Origin of the sequence: Nocardioides aquiterrae, from assembly GCF_039526625.1 — a bacterium.
GTDB lineage: Bacteria > Actinomycetota > Actinomycetes > Propionibacteriales > Nocardioidaceae > Nocardioides > Nocardioides aquiterrae.
Map to the genome: position 1 here is coordinate 1 of NZ_BAAAJE010000001.1, position 23127 is coordinate 23127.

General features: G+C 74.6%; 22 protein-coding genes. 9 read left to right on the plus strand and 13 right to left on the minus strand.

Translation table 11 applies throughout. The annotated features are described in order from the left end of the window. Positions 1-286 precede the first annotated feature (286 nt). From ABD086_RS00005 to ABD086_RS00020, 4 genes are all read right to left on the minus strand, one after another. Positions 287-1927 (minus strand): DUF429 domain-containing protein, encoded by a 1641-nt coding sequence (locus ABD086_RS00005; protein WP_343904512.1) that lies wholly within the window; start codon positions 1925-1927, stop codon positions 287-289. Between the two features lie 14 nt (positions 1928-1941). Further along, a complete protein-coding gene (locus ABD086_RS00010; protein WP_343904514.1) occupies positions 1942-2418 on the minus strand; it encodes a TetR/AcrR family transcriptional regulator in 477 nt (158 codons plus the stop codon). Positions 2419-2425: 7 nt separating this feature from the next. Next, positions 2426-3607: a cytochrome P450 gene (locus ABD086_RS00015; RefSeq protein WP_343904516.1), complete on the minus strand. Its 1182-nt coding sequence runs from the start codon at positions 3605-3607 to the stop codon at positions 2426-2428. A gap of 156 nt (positions 3608-3763) precedes the next feature. Further along, the gene (locus tag ABD086_RS00020; RefSeq protein ID WP_343904518.1) at positions 3764-4612 is read right to left on the minus strand and encodes an SGNH/GDSL hydrolase family protein; all 849 of its coding nucleotides are present in this window, start codon (positions 4610-4612) and stop codon (positions 3764-3766) included. Between the two features lie 107 nt (positions 4613-4719). On the opposite strand from ABD086_RS00020, the gene mptB reads away from it, so the two are divergent. Next, a complete protein-coding gene (gene mptB, locus ABD086_RS00025) occupies positions 4720-5931 on the plus strand; it encodes a polyprenol phosphomannose-dependent alpha 1,6 mannosyltransferase MptB (protein WP_343904520.1) in 1212 nt (403 codons plus the stop codon). Here the strand turns inward: mptB and ABD086_RS00030 are convergent. Genes ABD086_RS00030 through ABD086_RS00055 form a run of 6 tightly spaced genes read right to left on the minus strand, consistent with a single transcriptional unit; the run spans position 5904 to position 12338 of the window. Further along, positions 5904-7016, minus strand: a complete 1113-nt coding sequence (locus ABD086_RS00030; RefSeq protein ID WP_343904522.1) for a glycosyltransferase family 4 protein — start codon at positions 7014-7016, stop codon at positions 5904-5906. The genes mptB and ABD086_RS00030 overlap by 28 nt on opposite strands. A gap of 39 nt (positions 7017-7055) precedes the next feature. After that, positions 7056-7976, minus strand: coding sequence for a pseudouridine-5'-phosphate glycosidase (locus ABD086_RS00035; RefSeq protein ID WP_343904524.1), 921 nt, complete (start codon positions 7974-7976; stop codon positions 7056-7058). Next, positions 7973-9067 carry a carbohydrate kinase gene (locus ABD086_RS00040; protein ID WP_343904526.1) on the minus strand — a complete coding sequence of 365 codons (1095 nt, stop codon included), beginning with the start codon at positions 9065-9067 and terminating at the stop codon, positions 7973-7975. Before ABD086_RS00040 ends, ABD086_RS00035 begins: the two co-directional genes overlap by 4 nt. 21 nt (positions 9068-9088) lie before the next feature. Continuing rightward, positions 9089-10258 carry a YibE/F family protein gene (locus tag ABD086_RS00045; protein WP_343904528.1) on the minus strand — a complete coding sequence of 390 codons (1170 nt, stop codon included), beginning with the start codon at positions 10256-10258 and terminating at the stop codon, positions 9089-9091. Positions 10259-10260: 2 nt separating this feature from the next. Next, positions 10261-11070 (minus strand): GNAT family N-acetyltransferase, encoded by an 810-nt coding sequence (locus ABD086_RS00050; protein WP_343904530.1) that lies wholly within the window; start codon positions 11068-11070, stop codon positions 10261-10263. Beyond that, positions 11067-12338 (minus strand): alpha-hydroxy-acid oxidizing protein, encoded by a 1272-nt coding sequence (locus ABD086_RS00055; RefSeq protein ID WP_343904532.1) that lies wholly within the window; start codon positions 12336-12338, stop codon positions 11067-11069. Before ABD086_RS00055 ends, ABD086_RS00050 begins: the two co-directional genes overlap by 4 nt. Positions 12339-12385: 47 nt before the next feature. Here ABD086_RS00055 and ABD086_RS00060 point away from each other — a divergent pair, with 47 nt between their 5' ends. Beyond that, positions 12386-13027: a LysE family translocator gene (locus ABD086_RS00060; RefSeq protein ID WP_343904534.1), complete on the plus strand. Its 642-nt coding sequence runs from the start codon at positions 12386-12388 to the stop codon at positions 13025-13027. Between the two features lie 77 nt (positions 13028-13104). Here the strand turns inward: ABD086_RS00060 and ABD086_RS00065 are convergent, their stop codons facing one another. Then, positions 13105-14628, minus strand: coding sequence for a PucR family transcriptional regulator (locus ABD086_RS00065; protein ID WP_343904536.1), 1524 nt, complete (start codon positions 14626-14628; stop codon positions 13105-13107). Positions 14629-14709: 81 nt separating this feature from the next. On the opposite strand from ABD086_RS00065, the gene ABD086_RS00070 reads away from it, so the two are divergent. The 7 genes from ABD086_RS00070 to ABD086_RS00100 all read left to right on the plus strand — a co-directional run bounded on the left by ABD086_RS00070 (position 14710) and on the right by ABD086_RS00100 (position 21784). After that, positions 14710-16215, plus strand: coding sequence for a CoA-acylating methylmalonate-semialdehyde dehydrogenase (locus ABD086_RS00070; protein ID WP_343904538.1), 1506 nt, complete (start codon positions 14710-14712; stop codon positions 16213-16215). Positions 16216-16226: 11 nt separating this feature from the next. Beyond that, positions 16227-17534: an aspartate aminotransferase family protein gene (locus tag ABD086_RS00075; protein ID WP_343904540.1), complete on the plus strand. Its 1308-nt coding sequence runs from the start codon at positions 16227-16229 to the stop codon at positions 17532-17534. Continuing rightward, on the plus strand, positions 17521-18921 hold the full coding sequence (locus ABD086_RS00080; protein ID WP_343904541.1) for an NAD(P)/FAD-dependent oxidoreductase: 1401 nt from the start codon (positions 17521-17523) through the stop codon (positions 18919-18921). The genes ABD086_RS00075 and ABD086_RS00080 overlap by 14 nt, the downstream gene beginning before the upstream one ends. A gap of 92 nt (positions 18922-19013) precedes the next feature. Beyond that, on the plus strand, positions 19014-19820 hold the full coding sequence (locus ABD086_RS00085) for a family 16 glycosylhydrolase (protein WP_343904542.1): 807 nt from the start codon (positions 19014-19016) through the stop codon (positions 19818-19820). A gap of 14 nt (positions 19821-19834) precedes the next feature. Beyond that, positions 19835-20410 carry a GNAT family N-acetyltransferase gene (locus ABD086_RS00090; RefSeq protein WP_343904543.1) on the plus strand — a complete coding sequence of 192 codons (576 nt, stop codon included), beginning with the start codon at positions 19835-19837 and terminating at the stop codon, positions 20408-20410. Next, positions 20397-21044 (plus strand): MBL fold metallo-hydrolase, encoded by a 648-nt coding sequence (locus ABD086_RS00095; protein ID WP_343904544.1) that lies wholly within the window; start codon positions 20397-20399, stop codon positions 21042-21044. Before ABD086_RS00090 ends, ABD086_RS00095 begins: the two co-directional genes overlap by 14 nt. Further along, a complete protein-coding gene (locus ABD086_RS00100) occupies positions 21041-21784 on the plus strand; it encodes a DinB family protein (protein ID WP_343904546.1) in 744 nt (247 codons plus the stop codon). The genes ABD086_RS00095 and ABD086_RS00100 overlap by 4 nt, the downstream gene beginning before the upstream one ends. On the opposite strand, the gene ABD086_RS00105 is transcribed toward ABD086_RS00100, so the two are convergent. Together ABD086_RS00105 and ABD086_RS00110 are read right to left on the minus strand one after the other, a co-directional pair. Further along, on the minus strand, positions 21680-22243 hold the full coding sequence (locus ABD086_RS00105; protein WP_343904548.1) for a GNAT family N-acetyltransferase: 564 nt from the start codon (positions 22241-22243) through the stop codon (positions 21680-21682). The two genes, ABD086_RS00100 and ABD086_RS00105, sit on opposite strands and share 105 nt — an antisense overlap. Beyond that, positions 22240-23082: an alpha/beta hydrolase gene (locus ABD086_RS00110; protein ID WP_343904549.1), complete on the minus strand. Its 843-nt coding sequence runs from the start codon at positions 23080-23082 to the stop codon at positions 22240-22242. The genes ABD086_RS00105 and ABD086_RS00110 overlap by 4 nt, the downstream gene beginning before the upstream one ends. Positions 23083-23127: the final 45 nt, after the last annotated feature.

The following is a 23127-nucleotide window of genomic DNA, read 5'->3' on the forward strand; positions in this document are numbered from 1 at the left end:
CCGGCCGCAACCACCCACCCGCCGTCCCCGTTCGCTGCCATGTCGACCGCAACCACGGACCCGGCCGAGAGCTGCTGCCAGTCGACAGCTCCGCGTCCGCCGTCCCGGGTCTCGACAAGCTCGACCAACGGTGACCCGGGCGCCGGCCGCAACCCCCAAGGACCGCGAGGTGCTGACAGTCGACCGCGCCCGTCCGCCGAACGGGGTCTCGACAAGCTGGACCAACGGAATGGTTTCGAGACGGTTGCTGCGCAACCTCCTCAACCATCGTTGAGGTCGGTGGCGCCTATCCCGTCATCCGCTCCAGCCGCGTCCGCAGCAGCCCCCGCCGGTGCGCATTGCCCGGCAGGTCGACGTACTGGGAACCGAAGGCCGCGAGGAGCGCGTCGTCGAGGCGCCGCACGGCGCCCGGCGGGTACCGGTAGTCCATCCGGGCGACGAGAGAGGCGCCGTCGACACCGGACAGCACGTCGCCGAGCTCGGCCAGCGTGGTCAGGCCGAGCTCGGGGAGCAGGGACGCGATCCAGGCGTAGTGGTCGGGGCGGGACCACTCCGCGTCGGGGTACTGGCCGGCGAGGTACGCCGCGAGCTCCCGCGGCGTGATGCCGTCGGTGGACGGCTCGGAGACCGAGGCGCCGCGGAGGCGCTCGCGGATCGTGGTGAACTCCTGGTCGGCGAGCTCGAGCAGCCCGGCGGCGAGCGTGAAGCGGCGGTCGAAGTCGCGGGCGTGCTCGGCGGGCACCGTGCCCTTGTAGCGGATGTCGTGCTCGAACTCCGCCCAGGCGTGCTGGAGCACGGTGCGCACCTGCACCTGCGCCACCCGGCCGTCCGAGTCCGACACCAGCAGGTGCCGGCTGGCGTACCCGAACCGGCCCTCGCTCGCGGTCTCCTGCCCCAGGTCGCGGTCGTCGAGCATCGTCAGCTGCGCACCGAGCACGTCCGCGACGGTGGCGACGTCGCTGCGCACGTAGGTGATGACGCGGACGCCGACCTGGTCGGTGATCTCGCGCAGCGGGTCGGAGTACGCCGGGAGCCCGTCGATGGTCCGGGCCGCCTTGGTGGCGAACGACGAGACGCTCTTCGCACGGCCGGTGACGCTCAGGTAGTTGATGCCGGCCTCGTCGAGGACCGACGTCACCAGCCCGACGTAGTCCTCGGCGACCGTGACCAGCCCCGGCTGGAGCCGCGCGTACTCCTCGACCGCCTCGCGGATCACGGTGTGTGCGTCGTGCAGCGTGGGGGTGACGATGTAGCCGCGCTCGAAGTCGCCGTACGTCGTGACCCGCTCCGGCCACCGCTCGGCGAACAGCGCGACGTACGCGCAGACCACGGCGTCCACCTGGTCCTCGGCGCGGCCGAGCTCGCTCTTGCGGCTCGCGCCCTCGACGTCCGCGCGCAGCGCCTGCCAGGTGCGGTTGGGCGGCACGACCCGCTCGAGGTGGTCCATCAGCTGGAGCAGCTCGGCCTTCATCGTGTCGAGCGTGCGGCCGCGCTTGTCCTTGTACTTCAGGGTCTTGCGCAGCCCGAACAGCACCACGGTCGCGGGGTGCGGGTAGACCTCGATCGCGCGCCGCTCACGCCCCGACCGCGGGTCCATGTCCAGTCGCAGCAGCCGGCAGAGGCGGGCGCCGCGGGTGCCGTTCGCGAACTCCGGCTTGCCCGTGTTCGACGGGTGTGCGCCCGCCTCGAACGCGCGGAAGTCGCGGTTCAGCTCCTGCTCGGCGATCCGCGACCCGGTCGGGTTCGTGACGACCAGCGGGGCGTCGATGCCGGCCAGCATCGGCCCGTCGTACGGCGCGAGCGCGTCGCGGATCTCCTCGTCGGTGTGGACGCTGGAGAGGTGCACCAGCCGGCCCTGGTCGTCCAGGACCGCGAGCCCGGTCCGCTGGCGCTCGCCCCAGGCGAGGTCGATCCCGACGAAGTGCACGGGCCAAGACTGCCCTACCGGGACACCAGCCCGGGCACCACGAACCGCTCGACCAGCTCCCGCTCCTCCGCCTCGTCGCGGCCCGGCACGATCAGCAGCGACACGATCACCCGCACCAGCCACCGCGCGGCCGGCTCGTCGCCGACCATCGTCAGCCCGAGCGCCTCGACCACCTCGCTGGACTGGGCGAGCGCGGCGGTGGTGCCCGCGTCGGCGGCGGAGAACCACGCGAGCAGCTCGGGCCGGGCGCGGACCTCGCGCACGGCCGCGAGCACCGCCGAGGCCAGGTCGTCCCGCGGGACCAGGGCGCCGATCCGCCGGGCCTCGCGGTGCACGAAGGCGACGTGCAGCGCATGCCGGTCCGGGAAGTAGCGGTAGAGCGTCGCCCGCGAGCAGCCGGCGGCGCGGGCGACCTCGCCCATGCCGACGGCGTTCACGCCGCGCTCGGCGAAGAGCGCGGCCGCCGCGTCCAGGATCCGCTCGGGACTCATGGAGTGATCATGCCGCGACCCGGAACGGCACGGTCGCCGGCCGCCGCACGTACGGCCCCGGCGCCCACCGCACGCCCTCGAGGTCGACGGTGAAGTCGGGGCACCGGGCCAGCAGCTCCTCGAGCGCGACCCGCGCCTGCAGCCGCGCGGCGGCCGCGCCCAGGCAGTGGTGGCTGCCCTGGCCGAAGGTCAGGATCTGGGTGGGACGCCGGCGGACGTCGAGCGACTCGGCGTCCGGTCCGTAGCGGCGCGGGTCCCGGTTCGCGGCGCCGTACAGGAGCAGGACCCTGCGGCCGGCGGGGATGGTCCGCCCGTGCAGGGTGACGTCGCGGGTCACCAGCCGCCCCAGCCCCTGCACCGGCGAGGTCAGGCGGAGCAGCTCCTCGACCGCGTCCTTGACGAGACCCGGGTCGTCGAGCAGGACCTGGCGCTGGTCGCGGTCCGCCTCGAGCAGCTGCACGGAGCCGCCCAGCATCCCGGTGGTCGTGTCGTTGCCACCGGTGACGACCGTGAACACGTAGGCGAGGATCGACAGCAGCCCGCGGTCGTCGTCGCCGACGCCGGCCGCGACCAGGTGCGAGACGGTGTCGTCGCCGGGCTCCGCGCGGCGCCGCTCGATGAGCTCGGCGAAGTAGCCCATCATCTCGCCGAGCGCCGTGGTGGCGCCGGTGATGTCCCCGGCCGAGCTCGCGGACACGATCGCGTCGGTCCAGCCATCGAACCGGTCGCGGCCGTCGTCCGGCACGCCGAGGTAGTGCGCGACGACCCGGCTCGGCAGCGGCTTGAAGAGCGCCTCGACGATGTCGCCTCCGCCCTCGTCCCGCAGCCGCTCCACCCGCTCGGCGACGAACGCGCGCACCACCGGCTCCAGCGTGCCGACCTGCCGCGGCGTGAACCCGCGCGCGACCAGCCGGCGGAACGCCGTGTGGTCCGGCGGGTCGAGCATCACCATCGGCGGGTTGTCGGCGAGGCCGAGGGAGTCGAGCTCGTCGTACTCGACGGAGAGGCCCTGCGCGGAGGAGTACGTCGCGGTGTCGACCGCCGCCGCGAGCACGTCCGCGTGCCGCGACAGCACCCAGTAGTCGCGGCCGCCGGGCCGCTCGACGTGGTGGGCCGGGTCGTGGTCGCGCAGGTCGGCGTACATCGGCCAGGGGTTCGGCCAGGTCTCGGGGGTCGCGAGTCGGAACACGACACGACCATGAGACAAAAACGCAGATTTGTCTAGCACCCGGCCCGCTGGAGCGCCGTCCGCGCGCTGCGGGCGGCCGCGACGGCGCGGTCGGGACGGCCGTTCGGCCGGTGCGATCGGGGCGGGCGGGGCGGGGGCGGGGGTCGGTTCGGCACGTCACCCAGGTACGCCGGGGTCGCTCCCCGATACCGCGGTCCAGACCGGGGGCGTGTGCCCGAACGGCACCGACGCCGCGTGCCCCAGCGCGAGCAGCACGCTGGGCAGCATCGCCTTCGCCGTCCGCCGGTAGCCGGCGCCGGAGGGGTGGAACCGGTCGAGCGCGAACATCTCGTCGGGCTGGGTGATGAAGAACGGCCCCACCACCTCGGCCAGCGCGACGGCGTACCCGCCGTGCTCGGTGGCGACCTCGCGCTGCGCGGCGGCGAGCTGGCGCGACGCCCGGGAGCCGAGGGTGCGCAGCGGCTGCGGGAGGGGGCGGAGCGCGCCGAGGTCCGGGCAGGTGCCGACCACGACCTCGGCGCCGCTCTCGCGGAGCGCCCGGACCGCCGCGCCCAGGTCGCGGCGCGAGTCCGCGACCCGCACCCGGTGGGTGATGTCGTTGCCGCCGACGACGACCACGGCCACGTCCGGGACGTAGCCGGCCGGGAGCGTGGCCAGCTGGTCCGCGAGGTCGGAGGTCTCCGCCCCGACGACCGCGGCGGTGCGCAGCCGGACGGCGCGGTGGGTGGCCTTCGCGAGCCGGCGGGCGAGCTGGCCGCCGAGGGTGTCCTTCGGCCGTTCCGCGCCCAGCCCGGCGGCGATCGAGTCGCCGAGCAGCAGCAGGTCGACCGGGTCGCCGTACTTCTTCTTCCAGGTGCGGTCCGCCCGGTGCGCCTCCTCGCCGAGCGGCTTGCCGATCGCGGCGCGGGCGATCGCGGCCTGCCGGCGCAGCCCGTAGCGGGAGACGGTCACGGCCGTGGCGGCGACGCCGGCCGTGGTGAGGAGCCGTCGGAGGTGGCGGTTCATGGCGCCACGGCACCACGACGACCCGACCGGGCGGTGACCTCCGGGTGTACGTCGACTGTTCAATCCGGCGTCGGCCCGCGTCCGCGCACGATCCCTAGCGTCGGCCCGTGATCGCTCGCGGCCTGCTCGGCTCCCTGCTCGTCGCGCTGGGCGGCCTGGTCACGGGGGTCCTGCCGTGGTCGAGCCCGGTGGCGACCTTCCCGCTGCTCGAACCGCTGCGGTCCTCGCCCGAGGGCCACACCGTCGGCCTGGTCCTCACGACCACGGGCGTGGCGCTGCTCGCGGTGGCCTGGCTGGGGCTCCTGGCCGACCCTCGGTCGGTGCACCTCGCGACCGCCGCCTGGTCGCTGCCGCTGCTGCTCGCGCCACCGCTGTTCAGCCGGGACGGCTGGAGCTACGCCGCACAGGGCGTGCTGACCCACCTCGGCCTGTCGCCGTACGTCTGGACGCCGAGCATCTTCGAGGGCCCGCTGCGCGAGGGCGTCGACCCGCTCTGGATGTGGTCCCCGGCGCCGTACGGTCCCGTCCCGCTCGGCTGGGGCTCGCTGGTCGCCGGCCTCACCGACGACCCGTGGCTGCTGGTCGTCGGCTACCGGGTGCTCGCGCTGCTGGGCCTCGCGCTGCTGGCCTGGGCGGTCCCGCGGCTGGCCCGTGCCGCGGGGACCGACCCGGCCCGGGCCGCGGCGGTGGTCCTGGCCAGCCCGCTCACGATCGTGCACGGCGTGGGCGGGGTGCACAACGACCTGGTGATGGCGGCGCTGATGGCCGCGGCCCTGGCCGCCGCGCTCGACGGGCGGTGGGTCGCCGGGGCCGCGCTCGCGGGCGCCGCGGCGGCCGTCAAGATCCCCGGCGGCGCGGTCGCGATCGGGGTCGCGCTGGTCTCGCTGGCACCCCTGGCCGGCCTGCTCCCCCGGCTGCGGCGGCTGACCTCCGTGGCGCTGCTCGCAGTCGCGGTCGTCGTGGCCACCGGCATCGCGGTCGGCGTCGGGATCGGGTGGGTGCACGCGCTGGGTACGCCCGGCCAGGTCCGCACCCCGCTCTCGGTCACCACCCAGCTCGGCGAGCTGGTCGGCCAGGTCGGCGCGCTGCGCGCCCTCGGCCTGGCGGTCGCGCTCGGGTACGCCGGGTGGGTGGCGCTGCGCGGCCGGACCGGCGAGCCGGCGTACGCCGTGTGTGCCGTGGCACGGGTGACGACGGCCCTCGTGGTGCTGAGCCCGGCGGTGCACGCGTGGTACCTCTTCTGGGCGCTGCCGTTCCTCGCCACCGCGCGGTGGAGCCGGAGGGGCGCGGCTCACGCGGCCGCGGTGACGGCGCGGTAGTGCACGTCGACCAGCTCGGCCACGACGCCCGCCCAGCCGCGCTGCGCGACGGCCGTGCAGCCGTTCGCGGCGAGGGTGGCGCGGAGGTCGGGGTCGGCGGCGAGGGCCGCCACCTGCTCGCGGAGCGTCGCGAGGTCGGTGGGGTCGAACAGCAGCCCGGTGCGGCCGTGGTCGACCAGGTCGAGCGGGCCGCCCGAGGCGGGCGCGACCACCGCGACGCCGCCGGCCTGCGCCTCCTGGACCGTCTGGCAGAAGGTCTCGGCGTCGCCGGTGTGCACGAACACGTCGAGCGAGGCGAACGCCCGCGCCAGCTGGTGCCCGCGCAGCAGGCCCGTGAAGACGGCCGTCGGGAGCCGCCGCTCGAGCTCGGCGCGGGCCGGGCCGTCGCCGATCACGACCAGCTGCACGTGCGGCAGGTCGGCCAGCACCGCGAGCCGTTCCACCTGCTTCTCGTGGGCGAGCCGGCCGACGTACCCCACCGCGACCTTGCGCCCGCAGGTCCAGTGCGTGTTCAGCGCCGGGCAGCGACGGCCCGGGCTGAACAGGTCCAGGTCGATGCCGCGCCGCCAGAGGTGCAGGTTCGGTACGCCGAGGGCGGCGACCTGGTCGAGTGACGCCGACGACGGCACCAGCGTGCGGGTCACGCGACGGTGCAGGTGTCCGACCCAGCGGTCGACGACCTGGTCCGCGACCAGGTCCGCGCCGGCGCCGTACCGGCGGGCGAAGCCGGAGACGTCGGTCTGGTAGACCGCGACCGTGGGCAGCGCGTGCCTCCGGGCGGCCCGCAGGCCGACCGCGCCGAGGGCGATCGGCGAGGCGAGGTGCACCAGGTCGGGGCCGAAGCGGTCGAGGGTGCGGGAGAGGGCGCCGTCCGGAAGCCCGACCGGGAACGACCGGTAGCCCGGCAGCCCGACCGAGCGGACCCGGACGACCGGGACCCCGCGGTAGTGGTTCGGCCCGGGGCCGGGGGCGACGACCACGGCCTCGTGGCCGGTGCCGGTGAGCTCCTCGACGACGTGGCGCACCGTGTTGGAGACGCCGTTGACCTGCGGCAGGAAGGACTCGGTCACGATCGCGACGCGCATGCCCTCACCGTGGGCCCGGCCGGTGAACGGCCGGTGGCGTCACCGGGATGGTCGGGCGAACTCCCGCGCAATGGCGGCCCCGAGGCGGGCGTTGTGGCGGACCAGCGCGATGTTGGCGGTCAGCGAGGCGCCCCCGGTGATCTCGACGATCCGGCCGAGGAGGTACGGCGTCGCGTCCTTGCCGTGGATGCCGAGCCGGTCCATGTCGGCCAGCGCCTGCTCGATGATGCCGCCGATCTCGTCGGCGGGGATCTCGTCCGCCTCCGGGATCGGGTTCGCGACGACCAGCCCGCCGTCGAGGCCGAGCCGCCACTTCGCGTCCATCACCGCGGCGACCTCGGCCGCGGTCTCGACCCGGTTCGGGGCGGCGTGCCCGCTGGACCGGGAGTAGAACGACGGGAACTCGTCGCTCCCGACCACGAGCACCGGCACGCCGAGGGTCTCCAGCGTCTCGAGGGTGAGGCCGATGTCGAGGATCGACTTCACGCCGGCCGAGACGACCGCGACGTTCGTCCGCCCGAGCTCGGTGAGGTCGGCGGAGACGTCGAAGGTCTGCTGCGCGCCGCGGTGCACGCCGCCGAGGCCGCCGGTCACGAACACCCGGATGCCGGCCAGCGCCGCCAGCCGCATGGTCGCGGCGACCGTGGTGGCGCCGTGGGTGCCGCGGGCGAGCACCAGCGGCAGGTCGCGGACGCTGACCTTGGTGACGTCGCCGTGGCTGGCGAGCAGCTCGAGGTCGTCGGCGGAGAGCCCGATCCGGGGCCGGCCGCCGAGCACCGCGATCGTCGCCGGCACCGCGCCGTGCTCGCGGATGATCCCCTCGACCTCGGTCGCCATCGCCACGTTCTGCGGGTACGGCATGCCGTGGCTGATGATCGTGCTCTCCAGCGCCACCACCGGCGTACCGTCGCGCAGCGCGGTGGCGACCTCGTCGGTGAGCGTCAACAGGGGGTGGGTCACAGCAGGCTCCTGACGAGTCGGTCGGTGAGGTCGGGTCGGACCGTGTGCGGGCTGGCGATCGTGAGCGCCGCGGCCGCGTGGCCGTACGCCGCGGCGTGCTGCTCGTCGGCGCCGGTGAGCAGCGCGTGGCAGAACCCGGCGAGCATGGCGTCGCCGGCGCCGGTGACGTCGGCGACCTCCGCCGCGACCGCGGCCAGCCGGGTGGCGCCGTCGCGGGTGCTGAGCAGCGAGCCTTCGGCACCCAGCCGGACCCAGACCAGCTCGACGCCGCGGTCGTGCAGCGACCGCGCGGCCCGCTCGACCTGGCGGACGGTGCGGACGGGCAGGTCGGTGAGCGCGCCGAGCTCGTCGCGGTTGGGCGTGACGGCGTACAGCGGCCGCTCGGGGCGCAGGAGGTGGGCCCGCGCGGCCGCCTTCGGGACGCTGACCGGCTCGAGCACCACCCGGGTGCCGTGCCCCGCGGCGAGGTCGATCGCGTAGCCGAGCGTGTCGACGGCGAGGTTGCCGTCGAGCACGACCAGTGCCGCGGCCGCGACCAGGTCGCGCGCCGCGCCGACCTGCTCCGGCGACAGCTCGTCGGTGGCGGCCATGTCGGAGACCGCGACGACGAGCTCGCCGTCCGCGTCGAGGACGGCCGTGTAGGTGCCGGTCGCGCGCGCGGACCGGCGTACGTGCTCGACGTGCACGCCGGCGCCGGACGTCGCGGCGAGCACCTGGTCGCCGAGTCCGTCGCTGCCGATCGCCGCGACCAGGTGGGTGCGGGTGCCGAGCCGGGCGAGGTTCTCGGCGATGTTGCGGCCGACCCCGCCGGCCGCCATCGACCCGGTGCCGGGGTTGCTGGTGGCCGGCACGGCGGCACGCGTGCTGCGCGCCTTGACGTCCATGTTGGCGCCGCCGACGACCACGACCGACGGCTCCTCGCTCAGGACGTAGCCGCGGCCGAGGATCACGCCCTTCTTGCCGAGGTTCGACAGGTGCACGTTCACCGCGGCGCGCGTGGTGCCGAGCGCGTCGGCGATCGCGGCCGAGCCGATCAGCGGATCGCGGCGCAGCAATGCGACGATCTCCCGCTCGCGGTCGGTCAGCGTCATGCAGATGACTATAAAGGACCTTTATTCCGACAAGGCACCGGGGACGACGAGCGCGGCGATGCCGGTCGTCAGCGGCACCGCGAGGACCAGCCCGATGCTGCTGGCCAGGGTGCGCACCAGCTCCTCGGTGATCTCCTCGGTGGTGAGCAGGTCGGAGAACGGCAGCCCGTAGAGCTGGAGGACGAGCAGGACGGCGAGCGCGGTGCCGGCGTACGCGAACACGATCGTGTAGATCGTCGACGCGATGTGGTCGCGGCCGATCCGCATGCCGCTGGCGAAGACCTGTGCGCGGCTCATCGCCGGCGCCGCACCCCGGATCTCCCACACGGACGACGCCTGGGTGATCGTCACGTCGTTGAGGACGCCGAGACCGGCCACCACGATCGCGCACGCGAACAGGCCGTGGAAGTCGAGGCCGCCGACCAGCGACTGGAGGATCGGGCCGGCCTCGTCGGTGACGCCGGTCGCCCGCGTCGCGGAGGTCGCCAGCACGCCCAGGCCCGCGGTGACCAGCACGCCGGCGAGGGTGCCGGCCAGCGCGGCCGACGTCCGGATCGAGAGGCCGTGGGTCGTGTAGAGGACGACGAACATGATCAGCGCCGACCCGGCCAGCCCGACCGCCAGGCCGTTCGCGCCGGTGAGCAGGGCGGGCAGCATGAAGGTCCAGATCACGAACCCGCTGAAGGCCAGGCCCAGCAGCGCGAAGAAGCCCCGCCAGCGGGCGACCAGCAGGACCAGCGCCGCGAACACCAGGGTCAGGACGAGCAGCGGCACCGAGCGGACCGTGCCGAAGTAGCCGTACTGCACGTCCCCGCCGTCGGCCGCGGGCGTGCGCTGCAGCCGGACCGTGTCGCCGGCCTCGACGGTGTCGACGACCTGCGGGGAGACCTGGACCGTCGCGTGGTCGCCCTTGCCCGGGCCCTCCTCCACGGTGACCTCGAGCGTGCCCTTGGCGTGCACCTCGTCGACGGTCGCGTCCGGGAACGTCACCCCGGGCGCCGCGAAGCTGACCTTGCTCCTGACCTGGTCGACCTCGGCGCCGTCCGGCCAGAGCGTCAGCACGGCGGCGACGGTGGCGAGCCCGGCGAGCGCGAGCGCCGCGAGCAGCAGCAGCCGCGGCCGGCGGGCGACCTCGACCGACTCGTCGCGCCCGCCCGCCCGGTGCGCGCCGTGCGTGTGACCGGTCCCCATCCTCAGCGCCACCGTCCGCGCACGCCGTACCGCTCGAAGCCGAGCGACGCGTAGAGGTCGCCGGCGGGGTTGTCGAGGTTGACGGTCAGCCAGGCTCCCCCGGGGTGCGCGTCCAGGGCGCGCAGCGCGCGGACGACGAGGTGCGCGCCGAGGCCGCGGCCGCGCCAGGCGGGGACGACGCCGACCTGGTCGATCCAGCTGCCCAGCACGTTGACGAAGCCGACCGGCTCGCCGCGGTCGTCGAGCGCCACCGCGGAGACGTCGCGGCGCCACTCGTCGTCCTCGTCGAGCTCCTCGAGCCACTGCTCCTCGGTCGGGTCGGGGAAGCCCGGGCGGTCGCCGAACGACCCGACGTACGCCGCGAACAGGTCGGCCAGGCTCGCGTCCGCGACCGGCACCAGCGTCACGCCCTCGGGGGCCGCGACCTTCGGGACCGACCCGAGCGGGTGCCGCATCACCTGCTCGGCGAAGAACCGCTCGAGACCGAAGCGGGCGTAGAGTCGCTCGGCGGCGGGGCTCACGTTCTCGCACGTCACCGTGAGGGGTACGCCGCCGGCGCGCTCGACCGCCCAGCCGAGCAGCTCCCGCCCGTGCCCGCGGCCGCGGTGGTCGGGGTGCACGAGACCGGAGGTCGCGGCGCCGTCCTCGCGGACCGTGACGGCCGCGGCGGCGACCAGGGTGCCGTCCGCGGCGCGGACCTCCCGGGTCTCGCCGGTCTGCAGCCGCGCCCGCAGCAGGCCGTCGTCGGTCAGCAGCGGCAGCCCGCCGTCGGCCTCCAGGCAGGCCCGCGCCAGGTCTCGGAGCTCGGTCACGGCGCCGACACCAGCAGGTCGCGCGTGATCTCGTCAACGGACGTCACGCCGGCCAGCCCCATGGTCAGGTCCAGCTCGGCCTGGACGTGCTGCAGCACCGCGCGCACGCCGTCCGCGCCGGCGAGCGCCAGCCCGTAGACCCACGGCCGGCCGACCAGCACCGCCCGGGCGCCGAGCGCGAGCGCCACGAACGCGTCGGCGCCGCTGCGGACGCCGCTGTCGAACAGCACCGGCACCCGGCCGGCCACCGCGTCGACCACGCCGGGCAGCGCGTCGAGGGAGGCGACGGCGTTGTCGACCTGCCGGCCGCCGTGGTTGGAGACGACGATGCCGTCGACGCCGTGCTCGATCGCGAGCCGCGCGTCGTCGGGGCGCTGGATGCCCTTGAGGTAGATCGGCATGCTGGTGCGCTCGCGGAGGTAGGCGAGGTTCGCCCAGGTCAGCGTCGACCGGGAGAACACGTCGAGGAACGTCTCGACCGCGGCGCGCGGCACCGGCGAGCGCAGGTTGTCGAGCATCTTGCCGGGGTAGTGCCGGGCGATGCTGAGCAGCGACCGCACCGCGGCGACGGCCGGCCGCGGGGTCGGCTCGCCGCTCGGGTGCTGCGCGCGGGCCTCGGCGAGGGCCCGGAACGAGGGGTCGCTGGTGTACTGCGCGATGCCCTCGGCGCGGGCGAATGGGAGGTACCCGAGGTCGAGGTCGCGGGTGCGCCAGCCGAGCAGGTGGGTGTCCAGCGTGACGACCAGCGCGTCGCTGCCGATCGCCTCGGCCCGGCGTACGAACGAGTCGACGACGGTGTCGTCGTTGCTCCAGTAGAGCTGGTAGAGCCGCGGGGTGTCGCCGAGCGCCCGGGCGGTCTCTTCCATCGGCACCGAGCCCTGGGTGGAGATCACCATCGGCAGGCCGAGGTCGCGGGCGGCCGCGGCGACGGCGTGCTCGGCGTCGGGGTGCGCCATCTCGAGGACGCCGATCGGCGCGAGCAGCAGCGGCGACGGCAGCGTGCGGCCGAGCAGCTCGACGGACTGGTCGCGCTCGCCGACGTCGACCAGCATCCGCGGCACGATCCGGTGCCGCGCGAACGCGTCGGTGTTGGCCCGCACCGTGCGGTGCTGGCCGGCGCCGCCGGCGACGTACGCCCAGGCCTCCGGGCTCATCCGGCGCTCCGCGGCGGCCTCGAGCGCGGCCGGCTCGACCGGCACGACCGGCCGGTGGCCGAAGACGCCGGCCCGGTAGATGGCTCCCTGGATCTCGCGCCGGATGCTCACCACGGGACACAGTGTCGCCGACGCGCCGCCGCCGGCCGCAGAATGGTCCGGTGCCGACGACCAGCCAGTGGCTCGCCTTCGTGGTGGCGAGCGCGCTCTTCATCCAGGTCCCGGGCCCGAGCCTGCTGTTCACGATCGGCCGGGCCCTCACGGTCGGCCGCCGCGATGCGCTGCTGTCGGTGGTCGGCAACGCGATCGGCGTGACCACGCAGGTGATGTTCGTGGCGGTCGGGCTGGGGGCCGTCGTGGCCGCGAGCGCGGAGGCGTACCTGGTGCTGAAGGTGTGCGGCGCGGCGTACGTGATCTGGCTCGGCGTCCAGGCGATCCGGCACCGCGCCGACGCCCGGGCCGCGCTGGCCGCCGTCGACCACCTCACGGTCGCCCGCGCCTCGGCGCTGCGCTCGCTGCGGATCGGCTTCACGGTCGGCCTGACGAACCCGAAGACGATCGTGTTCTTCGTGGCGTTCCTGCCGCAGTTCGTCAACGAGCCCGCCGGGCACACCGGCCTCCAGCTCGCGCTGCTCGGCCTCGTCTTCGGCGTGATGGCCGCCTGCTCGGACTCGGTGTGGGCGCTGGCCGCGGCGCGGGCCCGGGACTGGTTCGCCCGCCGCCCCACCCGGCTCGACACGCTCGGCGTCGCCGGCGGCGTGATGATGATCGGGCTCGGGGCGACGCTCGCCGCCACCGAGTAGGCCGCCGCCGCATGTAACGCGGTGTTAGCGCGTCTATGAACCCGTTGCAGCGGGTTCCTAGTCGCACCAACACCGCGTTACAGCTGGCGGGCCTGGTCGTAGGCGAGCAGCGCGACGCCGAGCGACAGCCGCGAGGCGGGGTCGTCGAGGGGGTGGCCCACCAGCTCCTCCAGGCGGCGCAGCGCGGGGTACAGCGAGGTGCGGTTGCGGTGCGCGACCCGGGCCAGCTCGGTCTTGTTGCCGCCGACGGCGAGGAACTGCCGCAGCAGGTCGACCAGGCCGCCGCCGTACCGGGCCTCGTGCTCGAGGAGCGCCCCCAGCTCGGACTCGGCGAACTCCTGGAGCCGAGCGTCCTCGCGCAGCGACATCAGCAGGCCCGGGAGCCGGATGTCGGCCTGGCGGACGCAGCCGCCGACCGGCGGCATCGTCACCGCGACGTCGGCGACCGCGCGGGCCGAGCGCAGCGAGGTCGCGGCGGCGAGCACCCCGCTGACGACGTGCCCGGCGGCCAGCACCGCGTCGTCCCCCAGCGACCGGGCGACCCCGTCCAGGTCGGTCGCGGCGGGGACCAACAGCCCGACGTGCACCGCGTCCAGCACGCCGACCAGCCCGGGCACCTCGCCGAGTGCGGCGACCAGCCGCTCCACGGGCGCCTCGGTGCGCAGCCGGGCGACCGCGCCGACGTACGCCGCCGACGTGGGTACGCCGAGCGCGCGCAGCCGCGCGGCGGCCACGCCCTCGCTGCCGAGCCGGCCGTCGAGCAGGTCGAGCAGGAAGCCACCGTGCACGCGCAGCTGGATCGACGTCTCGTCCCGCTCGATCATCCGCCCCAGCTCGAGCGCCTGCGCCGCCCGCTCCGCGACCAGCCGGGCCCGCGCGCCGTCGCGCGGCGCGGTCACGACCAGCCGCGCCCAGGCGCCGCCCTGGATCCCGACCGGCGTGGTCAGCCAGCCCTCCGGGCCGCCCGCCTCGGCGCCGCGCGGGAACGGTGTCAGCCGCGACCGCCGCTCCCAGTCGGTGAGCAGCCGGTCGACCGGCTCGTCCCGCGCGGCCGGCACCAGCACCCGCCGCGACAGGTCCTCGAGCACCACCGAGCTGCCGGCCAGGTCCGCGGCCGCCTCGACCAGCCGCGCCATCGGCGCCCGGTCCAGGCCGAGCGCGGTGAACGTCTCGTGCACGTCGCCGGCGAACCGCACCTCCTCGAACTGCTCGGCCACGATCGCCCGGTGCACGGCCTCGGTCACGTCGACGAACCGCACCGGCCGGTTCAGCACCACCAGCGGGAAGCCCGCCTGCCGCGCGCGCCGCAGCGCCGGCTCCGGCACCGAGGGGTACGCCGCGCCCAGCTCGATCACCAGCCCGGCGGCGCCGACCTCGACCAGCTGCCGCACGAACTCGTCGGCGGCCTCGGCCGAGGCCGCCATCCCGAGGCCGGTCGTCAGCACCAGCTCGTCGCCGGACAGCAGCCGCCCCACGTCGCGGACCTCCGAGACGTGCACCCACCGCAGCACGCCGTCCAGCCCGGCCTCGCCGCCGAGCACCACCGGGTCGCCCGCGGCGAGCGCGGGCAGCGCAATCGCTTCGCGCACGGTCACCGGCATGCGACACAGTGTCGCATCCGTCGGGGCCGCGCAGACAGATCGTCCCTCGCCGCCGCGCAATTGCGCGGCCACGATGGGGACATGCAGACCACTCCGCAGACCATCGGCCACTGGATCGACGGCCGGGCCCACCCCGGGAGCAGCGACCGCCGGGGCGACGTGACCAACCCCGCCACCGGCCGGGTGACCGGCCAGGTCGCGTTCGCCGGGCCGGAGGAGATCGAGGCCGCGGTCGCCTCGGCCAAGAAGGCGAGCCTCGACTGGGGCGCGACCTCGGTGAGCGCCCGCACCCAGGTGGTGTTCCGGTTCCGCGAGCTGCTCAACGAGCGCAAGGAGGAGCTGGCCCGGATCATCACCAGCGAGCACGGCAAGGTGCACTCCGACGCGCTCGGCGAGGTGGCCCGCGGCCAGGAGGTCGTGGAGTTCGCCTGCGGCATCCCGCACCTGCTCAAGGGCGGCAACTCCCCGCAGGTCTCCAGCGGCGTCGACGTGAAGAGCATCCGCCAGCCGCTCGGCGTGGTCGGCATCATCAGCCCGTTCAACTTCCCGGCGATGGTCCCGATGTGGTTCTTCCCGATCGCGATCGCCGCCGGCAACGCGGTCGTGCTCAAGCCCAGCGAGAAGGACCCGTCCGCCTCGATCTGGCTGGCCGAGCTCTGGAAGGAGGCCGGGCTGCCCGACGGCGTCTTCACCGTGCTCCAGGGCGACAAGGTCGCGGTCGACGGGCTGCTCGACCACCCGGACGTCGCCTCGATCAGCTTCGTCGGCTCCACCCCGATCGCCGAGTACGTCTACGAGCGTGCCAGCCGCGCCGGCAAGCGGGTCCAGGCCCTCGGCGGCGCCAAGAACCACATGGTGGTCCTCCCCGACGCCGACCTCGACCTGGCCGCCGACGCCGCCGTCAGCGCGGGCTTCGGCTCGGCCGGCGAGCGCTGCATGGCGATCAGCGTCGTCGTCGCCGTCGGCGACACCGGCGACGCCCTGGTCCAGAAGATCGCCGAGCGCACCGCCACGCTGAGGATCGGCGACGGCGCCAAGGACACCGACATGGGTCCGCTGGTCACCGGCGCGCACCGCGACAAGGTGGCGTCGTACGTCGACGCCGGGGAGCGTGAGGGCGCGACCCTGGTCGTCGACGGCCGGCAGGTGCGGGCCGACGGGGAGGCCGACGGCTTCTGGCTCGGCCCGACGCTGCTCGACCACGTGCGCCCGGACATGAGCGTCTACACCGACGAGATCTTCGGCCCGGTGCTCAGCGTGGTCCGCGCGGACACCTACCAGGAGGCGCTGGACCTGGTGAACGCCAACAGGTACGGCAACGGAACCGCGATCTTCACCAGCAACGGCGGCGCCGCCCGCGCGTTCGAGACCGACGTGCAGGTCGGCATGATCGGCATCAACGTGCCGATCCCGGTGCCGATGGCCTACTACTCCTTCGGCGGGTGGAAGGCGTCGCTGTTCGGCGACACCCACGCGCACGGCACCGAGGGCGTGCATTTCTTCACCCGTGGCAAGGTCGTCACCACGCGGTGGCCGGACCCCGCGACCGCCGGCGGCCTCGAGCTCGCCTTCCCCAAGAACCACTGAGAGGACCTGCGATGAGCACCGCCTACGAGCTGGACCGCAAGCACGTCTTCCACTCCTGGTCCGCGCAGGCCGAGATCACGCCGATGGTGATCACCGCCGCCCGCGGCTCCTACGTGTGGGACGACGAGGACCGCCGCTACCTCGACTTCTCCAGCCAGCTGGTCTTCACCAACATCGGCCACCAGCACCCGCGGGTGGTCGCGGCGATCAAGGAGCAGGCCGACCGGCTGTGCACGATCGCGCCGCAGTTCGCGAACGCCGAGCGCTCCGAGGCCGCGCGGCTGATCAGCGAGATCGCCCCCGCCGGGTTCGAGAAGGTCTTCTTCACCAACGGCGGCGCCGACGCCAACGAGCACGCCGTCCGCATGGCGCGGCTGCACACCGGGCGGTTCAAGGTGCTGTCGACGTACCGCAGCTACCACGGCGGCACCCAGACGGCGATCAACATGACCGGCGACCCGCGGCGCTTCGCCAACGACACCGCCACCACCGGGACCGTGCACTTCTTCGGCCCGTTCCTCTACCGCTCGGAGTTCCACGCCACCACCGAGGCCGAGGAGTGCGAGCGCGCGCTGCACCACCTGGCGCGGACGATCGAGGCCGAGGGGCCCGACACGATCGCGGCGATCATCCTCGAGACGATCCCGGGCACCGCCGGCATCTTCGCGCCGCCGCCGGGCTACCTCGCGGGCGTCCGGGAGCTGTGCGACCGGCACGGCATCGTGATGATCCTCGACGAGGTGATGGCCGGCTTCGGCCGCGCCGGGTCCTGGCTGGCGCTCGACCTGTACGACGTGGTGCCCGACCTGATCACGTTCGCCAAGGGCGTGAACTCCGGCTACGTCCCGCTCGGCGGCGTGATCATCAGCGACCCGATCGCGGAGACCTTCGCGCACCGCCCCTACCCCGGCGGCCTCACCTACTCCGGCCACCCGCTGGCCACCGCCGCGGCGGTCGCGACGATCAACACCATGCGCGACGAGGGCATCGTCGAGAACGCCGAGCGCCTCGGCCGCGAGGTCTTCGGCCCCGGGCTGCGCGAGATCGCCGAGCGGCACGCGTGCGTCGGCGAGGTCCGCGGCGTCGGCGCGTTCTGGGCGGTCGACCTGGTGACCGACCGGGAGACCAGGGCGATGCTGTCCCCGGCCGGCCTCAACGACGTGGTCGCCGCCTGCAAGGCCGCCGGCGTGCTGCCGTTCTCGAACACCAACCGGATCCACCTGGTGCCGCCGTGCACGATGAGCGACGAGGAGGCGCGCGAGGGGCTCGCGATCCTCGACGACGCGCTCAAGGCCGGCGACCAGCATGCCCGGGCCTAGGGGCAGACACCGGACCGTCTACGAGCGACTGGCGCCGGCCCAGGCCGCGGTCGACGCCGCCCTGGCCCCGAGCCGGCACGGCGTCTTCTGGCTCGAGGACGCGCCCGGCACGACGTACGACGCCCTGACCGCCGACGCCGTCGCCGACCTCACCGTGGTCGGCGGCGGCTACTGCGGGCTGTGGACCGCGCTGCTCGCCAAGCGCCGCAACCCCGGCGCCCGGGTCGTGCTGCTGGAGGCCCGGTCGGTCGGCTGGGCGGCGTCCGGGCGCAACGGCGGCTTCTGCGAGGCCAGCCTGACCCACGGCGCGGAGAACGGCCGGCGCCGCTGGCCCGACGAGTACGACGAGCTCGAGCGGCTCGGCCGCGCCAACCTCGACGCGCTGGAGGCCGACGTCCGTGAGCTCGGCCTCGACTGCCAGTTCGAGCGCACGGGCATGCTCTCGGTCGCGGTCGAGGAGCACCAGGTCGACTGGCTGCGGGACGAGCCCGGGTTCCTCGACACCGCCGCGGTCCGGGCGGAGATCGACAGCCCGGTCTTCCTCGCCGGCGCCTGGGACCGCGACGACTGCGCGCTCGTGCACCCGGCCCGGCTGGCCCGCGAGCTCGCCCGCGTGGCGACCGACCTCGGCGTGGAGATCCACGAGGGCACCACCGTGACCGGGCTGGACGGCACCACGCTCCGGACCACCGGCGGCACCGTCACCAGCGACCGGGTCGCGCTGGCGACCAACGTGTTCCCGTCGCTGCTGCGCCGCACCCGGCTGCTGACCGTGCCGGTCTACGACTACGTGCTGATGACCGAGCCGCTGACGCGCGCCCAGCTCGACTCGATCGGCTGGGCGAACCGGCAGGGCCTCGGCGACCTCGCCAACCAGTTCCACTACTCCCGGCTCACCGCCGACGACCGGATCCTCTGGGGCGGGTACGACGCGATCCACCGGCGCCGCGTCGACCCCGCGCACGAGGAGCGGCCCGCGTCGTACCGCCGGCTCGCCGCGCACTTCCTCACCGTCTTCCCGCAGCTGGAGGGCGTCCGCTTCAGCCACCGCTGGGCCGGCGCCATCGACACCTCGACCCGGTTCGCGGCGTTCCACGGGCTCGCCGCCCGCGGCCGGGTGGCGTACGCCGCGGGCTTCACCGGGCTCGGCGTCGGCGCGACCCGGTTCGCCGCGGAGGTGATGCTGGACCGGCTGTCCGGCCTGGACACCGACCGCACCCGGCTGGAGATGGTGCGCCGCACCCCGCTGCCGTTCCCGCCGTCGCCGGTCGCGGACGCCGGCATCGCGCTCACCCGCTGGTCGCTCGACCGCGCGGACCACCGGCAGGGCCGGCGCAACCTCTTCCTGCGCACCCTCGACCGCGCCGGACTCGGGTTCGACTCCTGATCCGGCGCCGCGTCGCCCCCTCAGCACCACGACTTCACACCCGCACCGTCGGTTTGACGGCACCGCGGTGGGTCGACATACCTTGGGCGACCATGAGCTCGACGCACCGCCTCCGCCGCACCCTCGCGACCCTCGCGGTCGCCGCCACCGCCGCCACCCTGGCCGCCCCGGCCCAGGCGCACCACGCGCAGCCGCCGGGCCCGGTGCACGCGGGCAGCGAGTACGGCTGGGGCAAGGCGCCGGTCGACTACCGGTTCGTCGGGCCGCTCAAGCACAGCCAATGGCGGGTCAAGGGTCCGGGCGCGGTGCGCAACCAGCACGGGATGCTGACCCTGAACACCGCCCGGCGCGGCACCGTCAGCGCCACCCAGATCACCAAGGGCCACGAGGTCGGCCGCTGGGAGATCCGGCTGCGGTCGCGGCAGTACGGCCACGGCCACCAGAACTACCGGGTGCTGACCGAGCTGGTGCCGGCCGGCAAGCGCCCGGAGTACTGCGGCGCGAACAACATCGCGCTCGAGGCGTACACGCCGAACAAGACGATGGTCAGCCACTACATCCGCAGCCGCCCGGACAACCGCTACATCATGCGCAAGGGCATGGGGCTGCGGAACGACCAGTGGCACACGTTCGCGGTCGAGGTGACCCGCAAGCGCATCTCGTGGTTCGTCGACGCCCACGTGGTCAGCACCGAGAAGCGCAAGGACGCCCTGACCGGCGTGCCGTTCGCGGTGCGGTTCACGATGCAGGCCGAGGACGGCAAGCGGATGAACAAGGCGCGGATGCAGATGGACTGGCTGCGCTACTGGACGCTGCGCAAGCCGAACGACAAGTCCACCCAGGCGCCGGCGCCCGCGCTCGGGACCTACAAGGACACCTGCGCGGACCGGCGCAGGTAGCCCACAATGGGGCGGTGCCGCAGGACCTGACCGCCGTACCGTGGCCGATCCGCACCGAGCGCCTCGCGATCCGGCCCGCCACCCCCGGCGACCTGGACGCGACGTGGGCGTTCCGCCGGGAGCCGTCGGTGTCGGAGTGGCTGACCCACCGGATCTCGGACCGCGAGGAGTACGCCGCGGTGTTCCTCGGCGAGGAGCGGCTCGCGACCACGCTGGTGGTCGAGATGGACGGCGAGGTCGTCGGCGACCTGATGCTGCGCGTCGAGGACCCGTGGGCGCAGGCCGAGGTCGCCGAGCGCGCCCAGGGGACCCAGGCCGAGCTCGGCTGGGTCGTCGCACCGTCGTACGCCGGCCGCGGGATCGGCACCGAGGCGGTGACCGCACTGCTCGAGATCTGCTTCGCGCACCTCGGGCTGCGGCGGGTGAAGGCGCTCTGCTTCGCCGACAACACCGCGTCGTGGCGGCTGATGGAGCGGGTCGGCATGCGCCGCGAGGAGTACAACGTCCGCGACTCGCTGCACCGCGACCGGGGCTGGCTGGACGGGATGGGCTACGCGCTGCTGGAGGATGAGTGGCGTGCGCGTCGATGACGTCGTCCGGATCCCGCTCGGCACCTTCACCCGGCCGACCGAGGAGACCGGCGGCGCGCCGCGGGGCGAGGTCGTCAACGGCTACCTCGTCCGCCACGACGCGGGGCTGGTGCTGCTCGACACCGGGATGGGCCGCGGCGACGACGAGACCGAGGCCTGGTACCAGCCGCGGCGCATCGACCTGCGCGACGCACTGGGCCGGGTGGGCGTCGCGCTCGACGACCTGATGCTGGTCGCCAACTGCCACCTGCACTTCGACCACTGCGGCGGCAACCCGCTGCTCGGCGCGACGCCGGTGCTCGCGCAGCGCACCGAGCTGGCGACCGCGCGGGCGGGTGACTACACCTTCGAGCACCTCCTGGACGGCACCGCGTTCGAGCCGCTCGACGGCGAGGCGTCGCCCCTGCCGGGGCTGCACGTGATCCCGACGCCGGGCCACGTCGACGGCCACCAGTCGCTGGTCGTCGAGTGCGACGACGGATCGGTCGTGCTCGCCGGGCAGTCCCACGACAGCGCCGATCTGTGGGCGGCCGACCGGACCGCGCCCGACCAGCCGGCGTGGCTGGCCCGGCTGCTGGAGTTCGACCCGCGGCGGGTGGTGTTCGCGCACGACGACGAGGAGTGGCGGCCGTGACCGAGGAGTTCTACCGCCGGGACCTGACCGGCGCCCGGTTCGAGGAGGTGGACCTGGCCGGCTCCTGGTGGCGCAACGTCTACCTGCGCGACGTCGTGATGCGCGGCGTCTGGCTCGAGAACGTCGACCTCGACGGCGCGGTGATCGGCCTGACGGTCAACGGCGTCGACGTCGGCCCGCTGGTCGAGGCCGAGCTCGACCGGCGCGACCCCGACCGGGTGCTCAGCCGGCCGACCACCGCCGACGGGTTCCGCGCCGGGTGGGAGATGACCGAGCGGCGCTGGGCGGCGACCGTCGCGCGGGCGCGGGAGCTGCCCGAGGAGCTGCTGCACGAGCGGGTGCGCGACGAGTGGTCGTTCATCGAGACGCTGCGGCACCTGGTGTTCGCCACCGACGCGTGGGTGCTGCGCGTGGTGCTCGGCGAGCCCCGGCCGTACCACCCGCTCGGCCTGCCGCACACCGAGATGCCGCCGCTGCCCGGCGTACCGAACGACCCGGACGCGCGGCCGTCGCTCGACGAGGTGCTCGCGGTGCGGGAGTCGCGGTTCGCGGTCGTCCGCGAGGTGCTGGCCACGCTCACCGACGACCGCCTCGACGAGACGACCGAGCCGGTGCTGGAACCCGGGTACCCGGAGTCACAGGGCTACCCGGTCCGGCGCGCGCTCGGCGCGATCCTGAACGAGGAGTGGCTGCACCGGGAGTTCGCGGAGCGCGACCTCGCCGTGCTCGCCCCCGACTGAGCCGCCGCCCGACACCAGAGTCGAGAACGTGTAGGTGACGCTCGACCCGTCGAGCACCCGCAGCGCGTGCGGCGCCTGCCGGCCGACCATCCGCGCGACCGCCCCGTTGCCGGCGCCGCTGAAGGCCTCGATCCGGGCGATCCCGTGCGCCGCCGCGTCGGCGATCAGCGCCTCGGCGACCGCGGTGCCGATCCCCCGACGCTGGTGGGCGTCGGCGACCACGAGGGCGATCTCCGCGGCCCTCCCCGACCGCACCCACAGCCCGTGCGCGGCCACCTCGCCGTCGACGAACCCGAGCAGCGCGCCCTGCTCCGGGAGCAGCGCGCGGACCAGCTTCGGGCTCGGCGTCCCGATCCCGGTCTGGAAGCGCAGGTACGCCGAGTCCGCGCTCAGGCCGCGCAGCAGGGCGTCGACGTGCGCGACGTCGGCGGGGCCGGCGGGGCGGAGCAGCAGCGTCATGGCCGGTCCAGGAACGCGACGACGGCGGCGACGACGGCGGGATCGGCGAGGATCCGCGAGTGCCCGAGGCCGCTGGTGCGGATGACCTCCGCTCCGGTGGCGGCGAGCAGGTCGGCCTGGCGGGCGTCGACGACGCGGTCGTCGGTGTCGTGCAGGACCAGCAGCTCGCGACCCGGTGCCGGGTGCGCGGAGAACCGCTCCCAGATGCCCGCGTCGCCGTCGAAGTACCGGCGCTCGATGGCCCGCCGCAGCTGGGTGTTGACCCGCTGGTCGGCGCCGAGCCCGGCGCAGAACCCGTCGGTCACCTGCCCGAAGTCGGCCATCCCGCTGATCGCGACCACCCGGCCCGCCGGTACCGCGTGCAGCGCGACCGGGACGCCGAACGAGTGCGCGACCACGCCGACGAACCCGCCGTACCGCTCGGCGAGCGCGGCGATGACCACCTGGTGGTCGAGGATCGTGCGCACCGGCCCCGGGCTCGACCCGTGCGCCCAGGCGTCGTACGCCACCGGGCTGTAGCCGCGGTCGAGCAACGCGCTCACCAGCTCGGCGTACCGGGACGCCCGCGCGCCCCAGCCGTGGACCAGCAGGACGGGTCGGTCGCCGTCGCCCCAGGCGTAGACGGTCACCCGGCCGCGGTGGTCGACGGACGACCGGGTCGCGGCCTCGTGGACCGCCCGCTCGGAGGCGCGGACCGCGGCGGGTCGTCCCGGCCGGCGCCACAGCTCGAGGGCGAGCCGGCCGGCGAGCCGCGGCGAGACGCGGGCCGTGCCGGTGAGGACCGCCCCGATCCGGGCATGGGGAGCCCGGACCTCCGGGCGGTTCTGGATCTGCGTCATAATACGAACGGTCGTACTATTTTTTTGTCCTGTCAAGCCGATTGC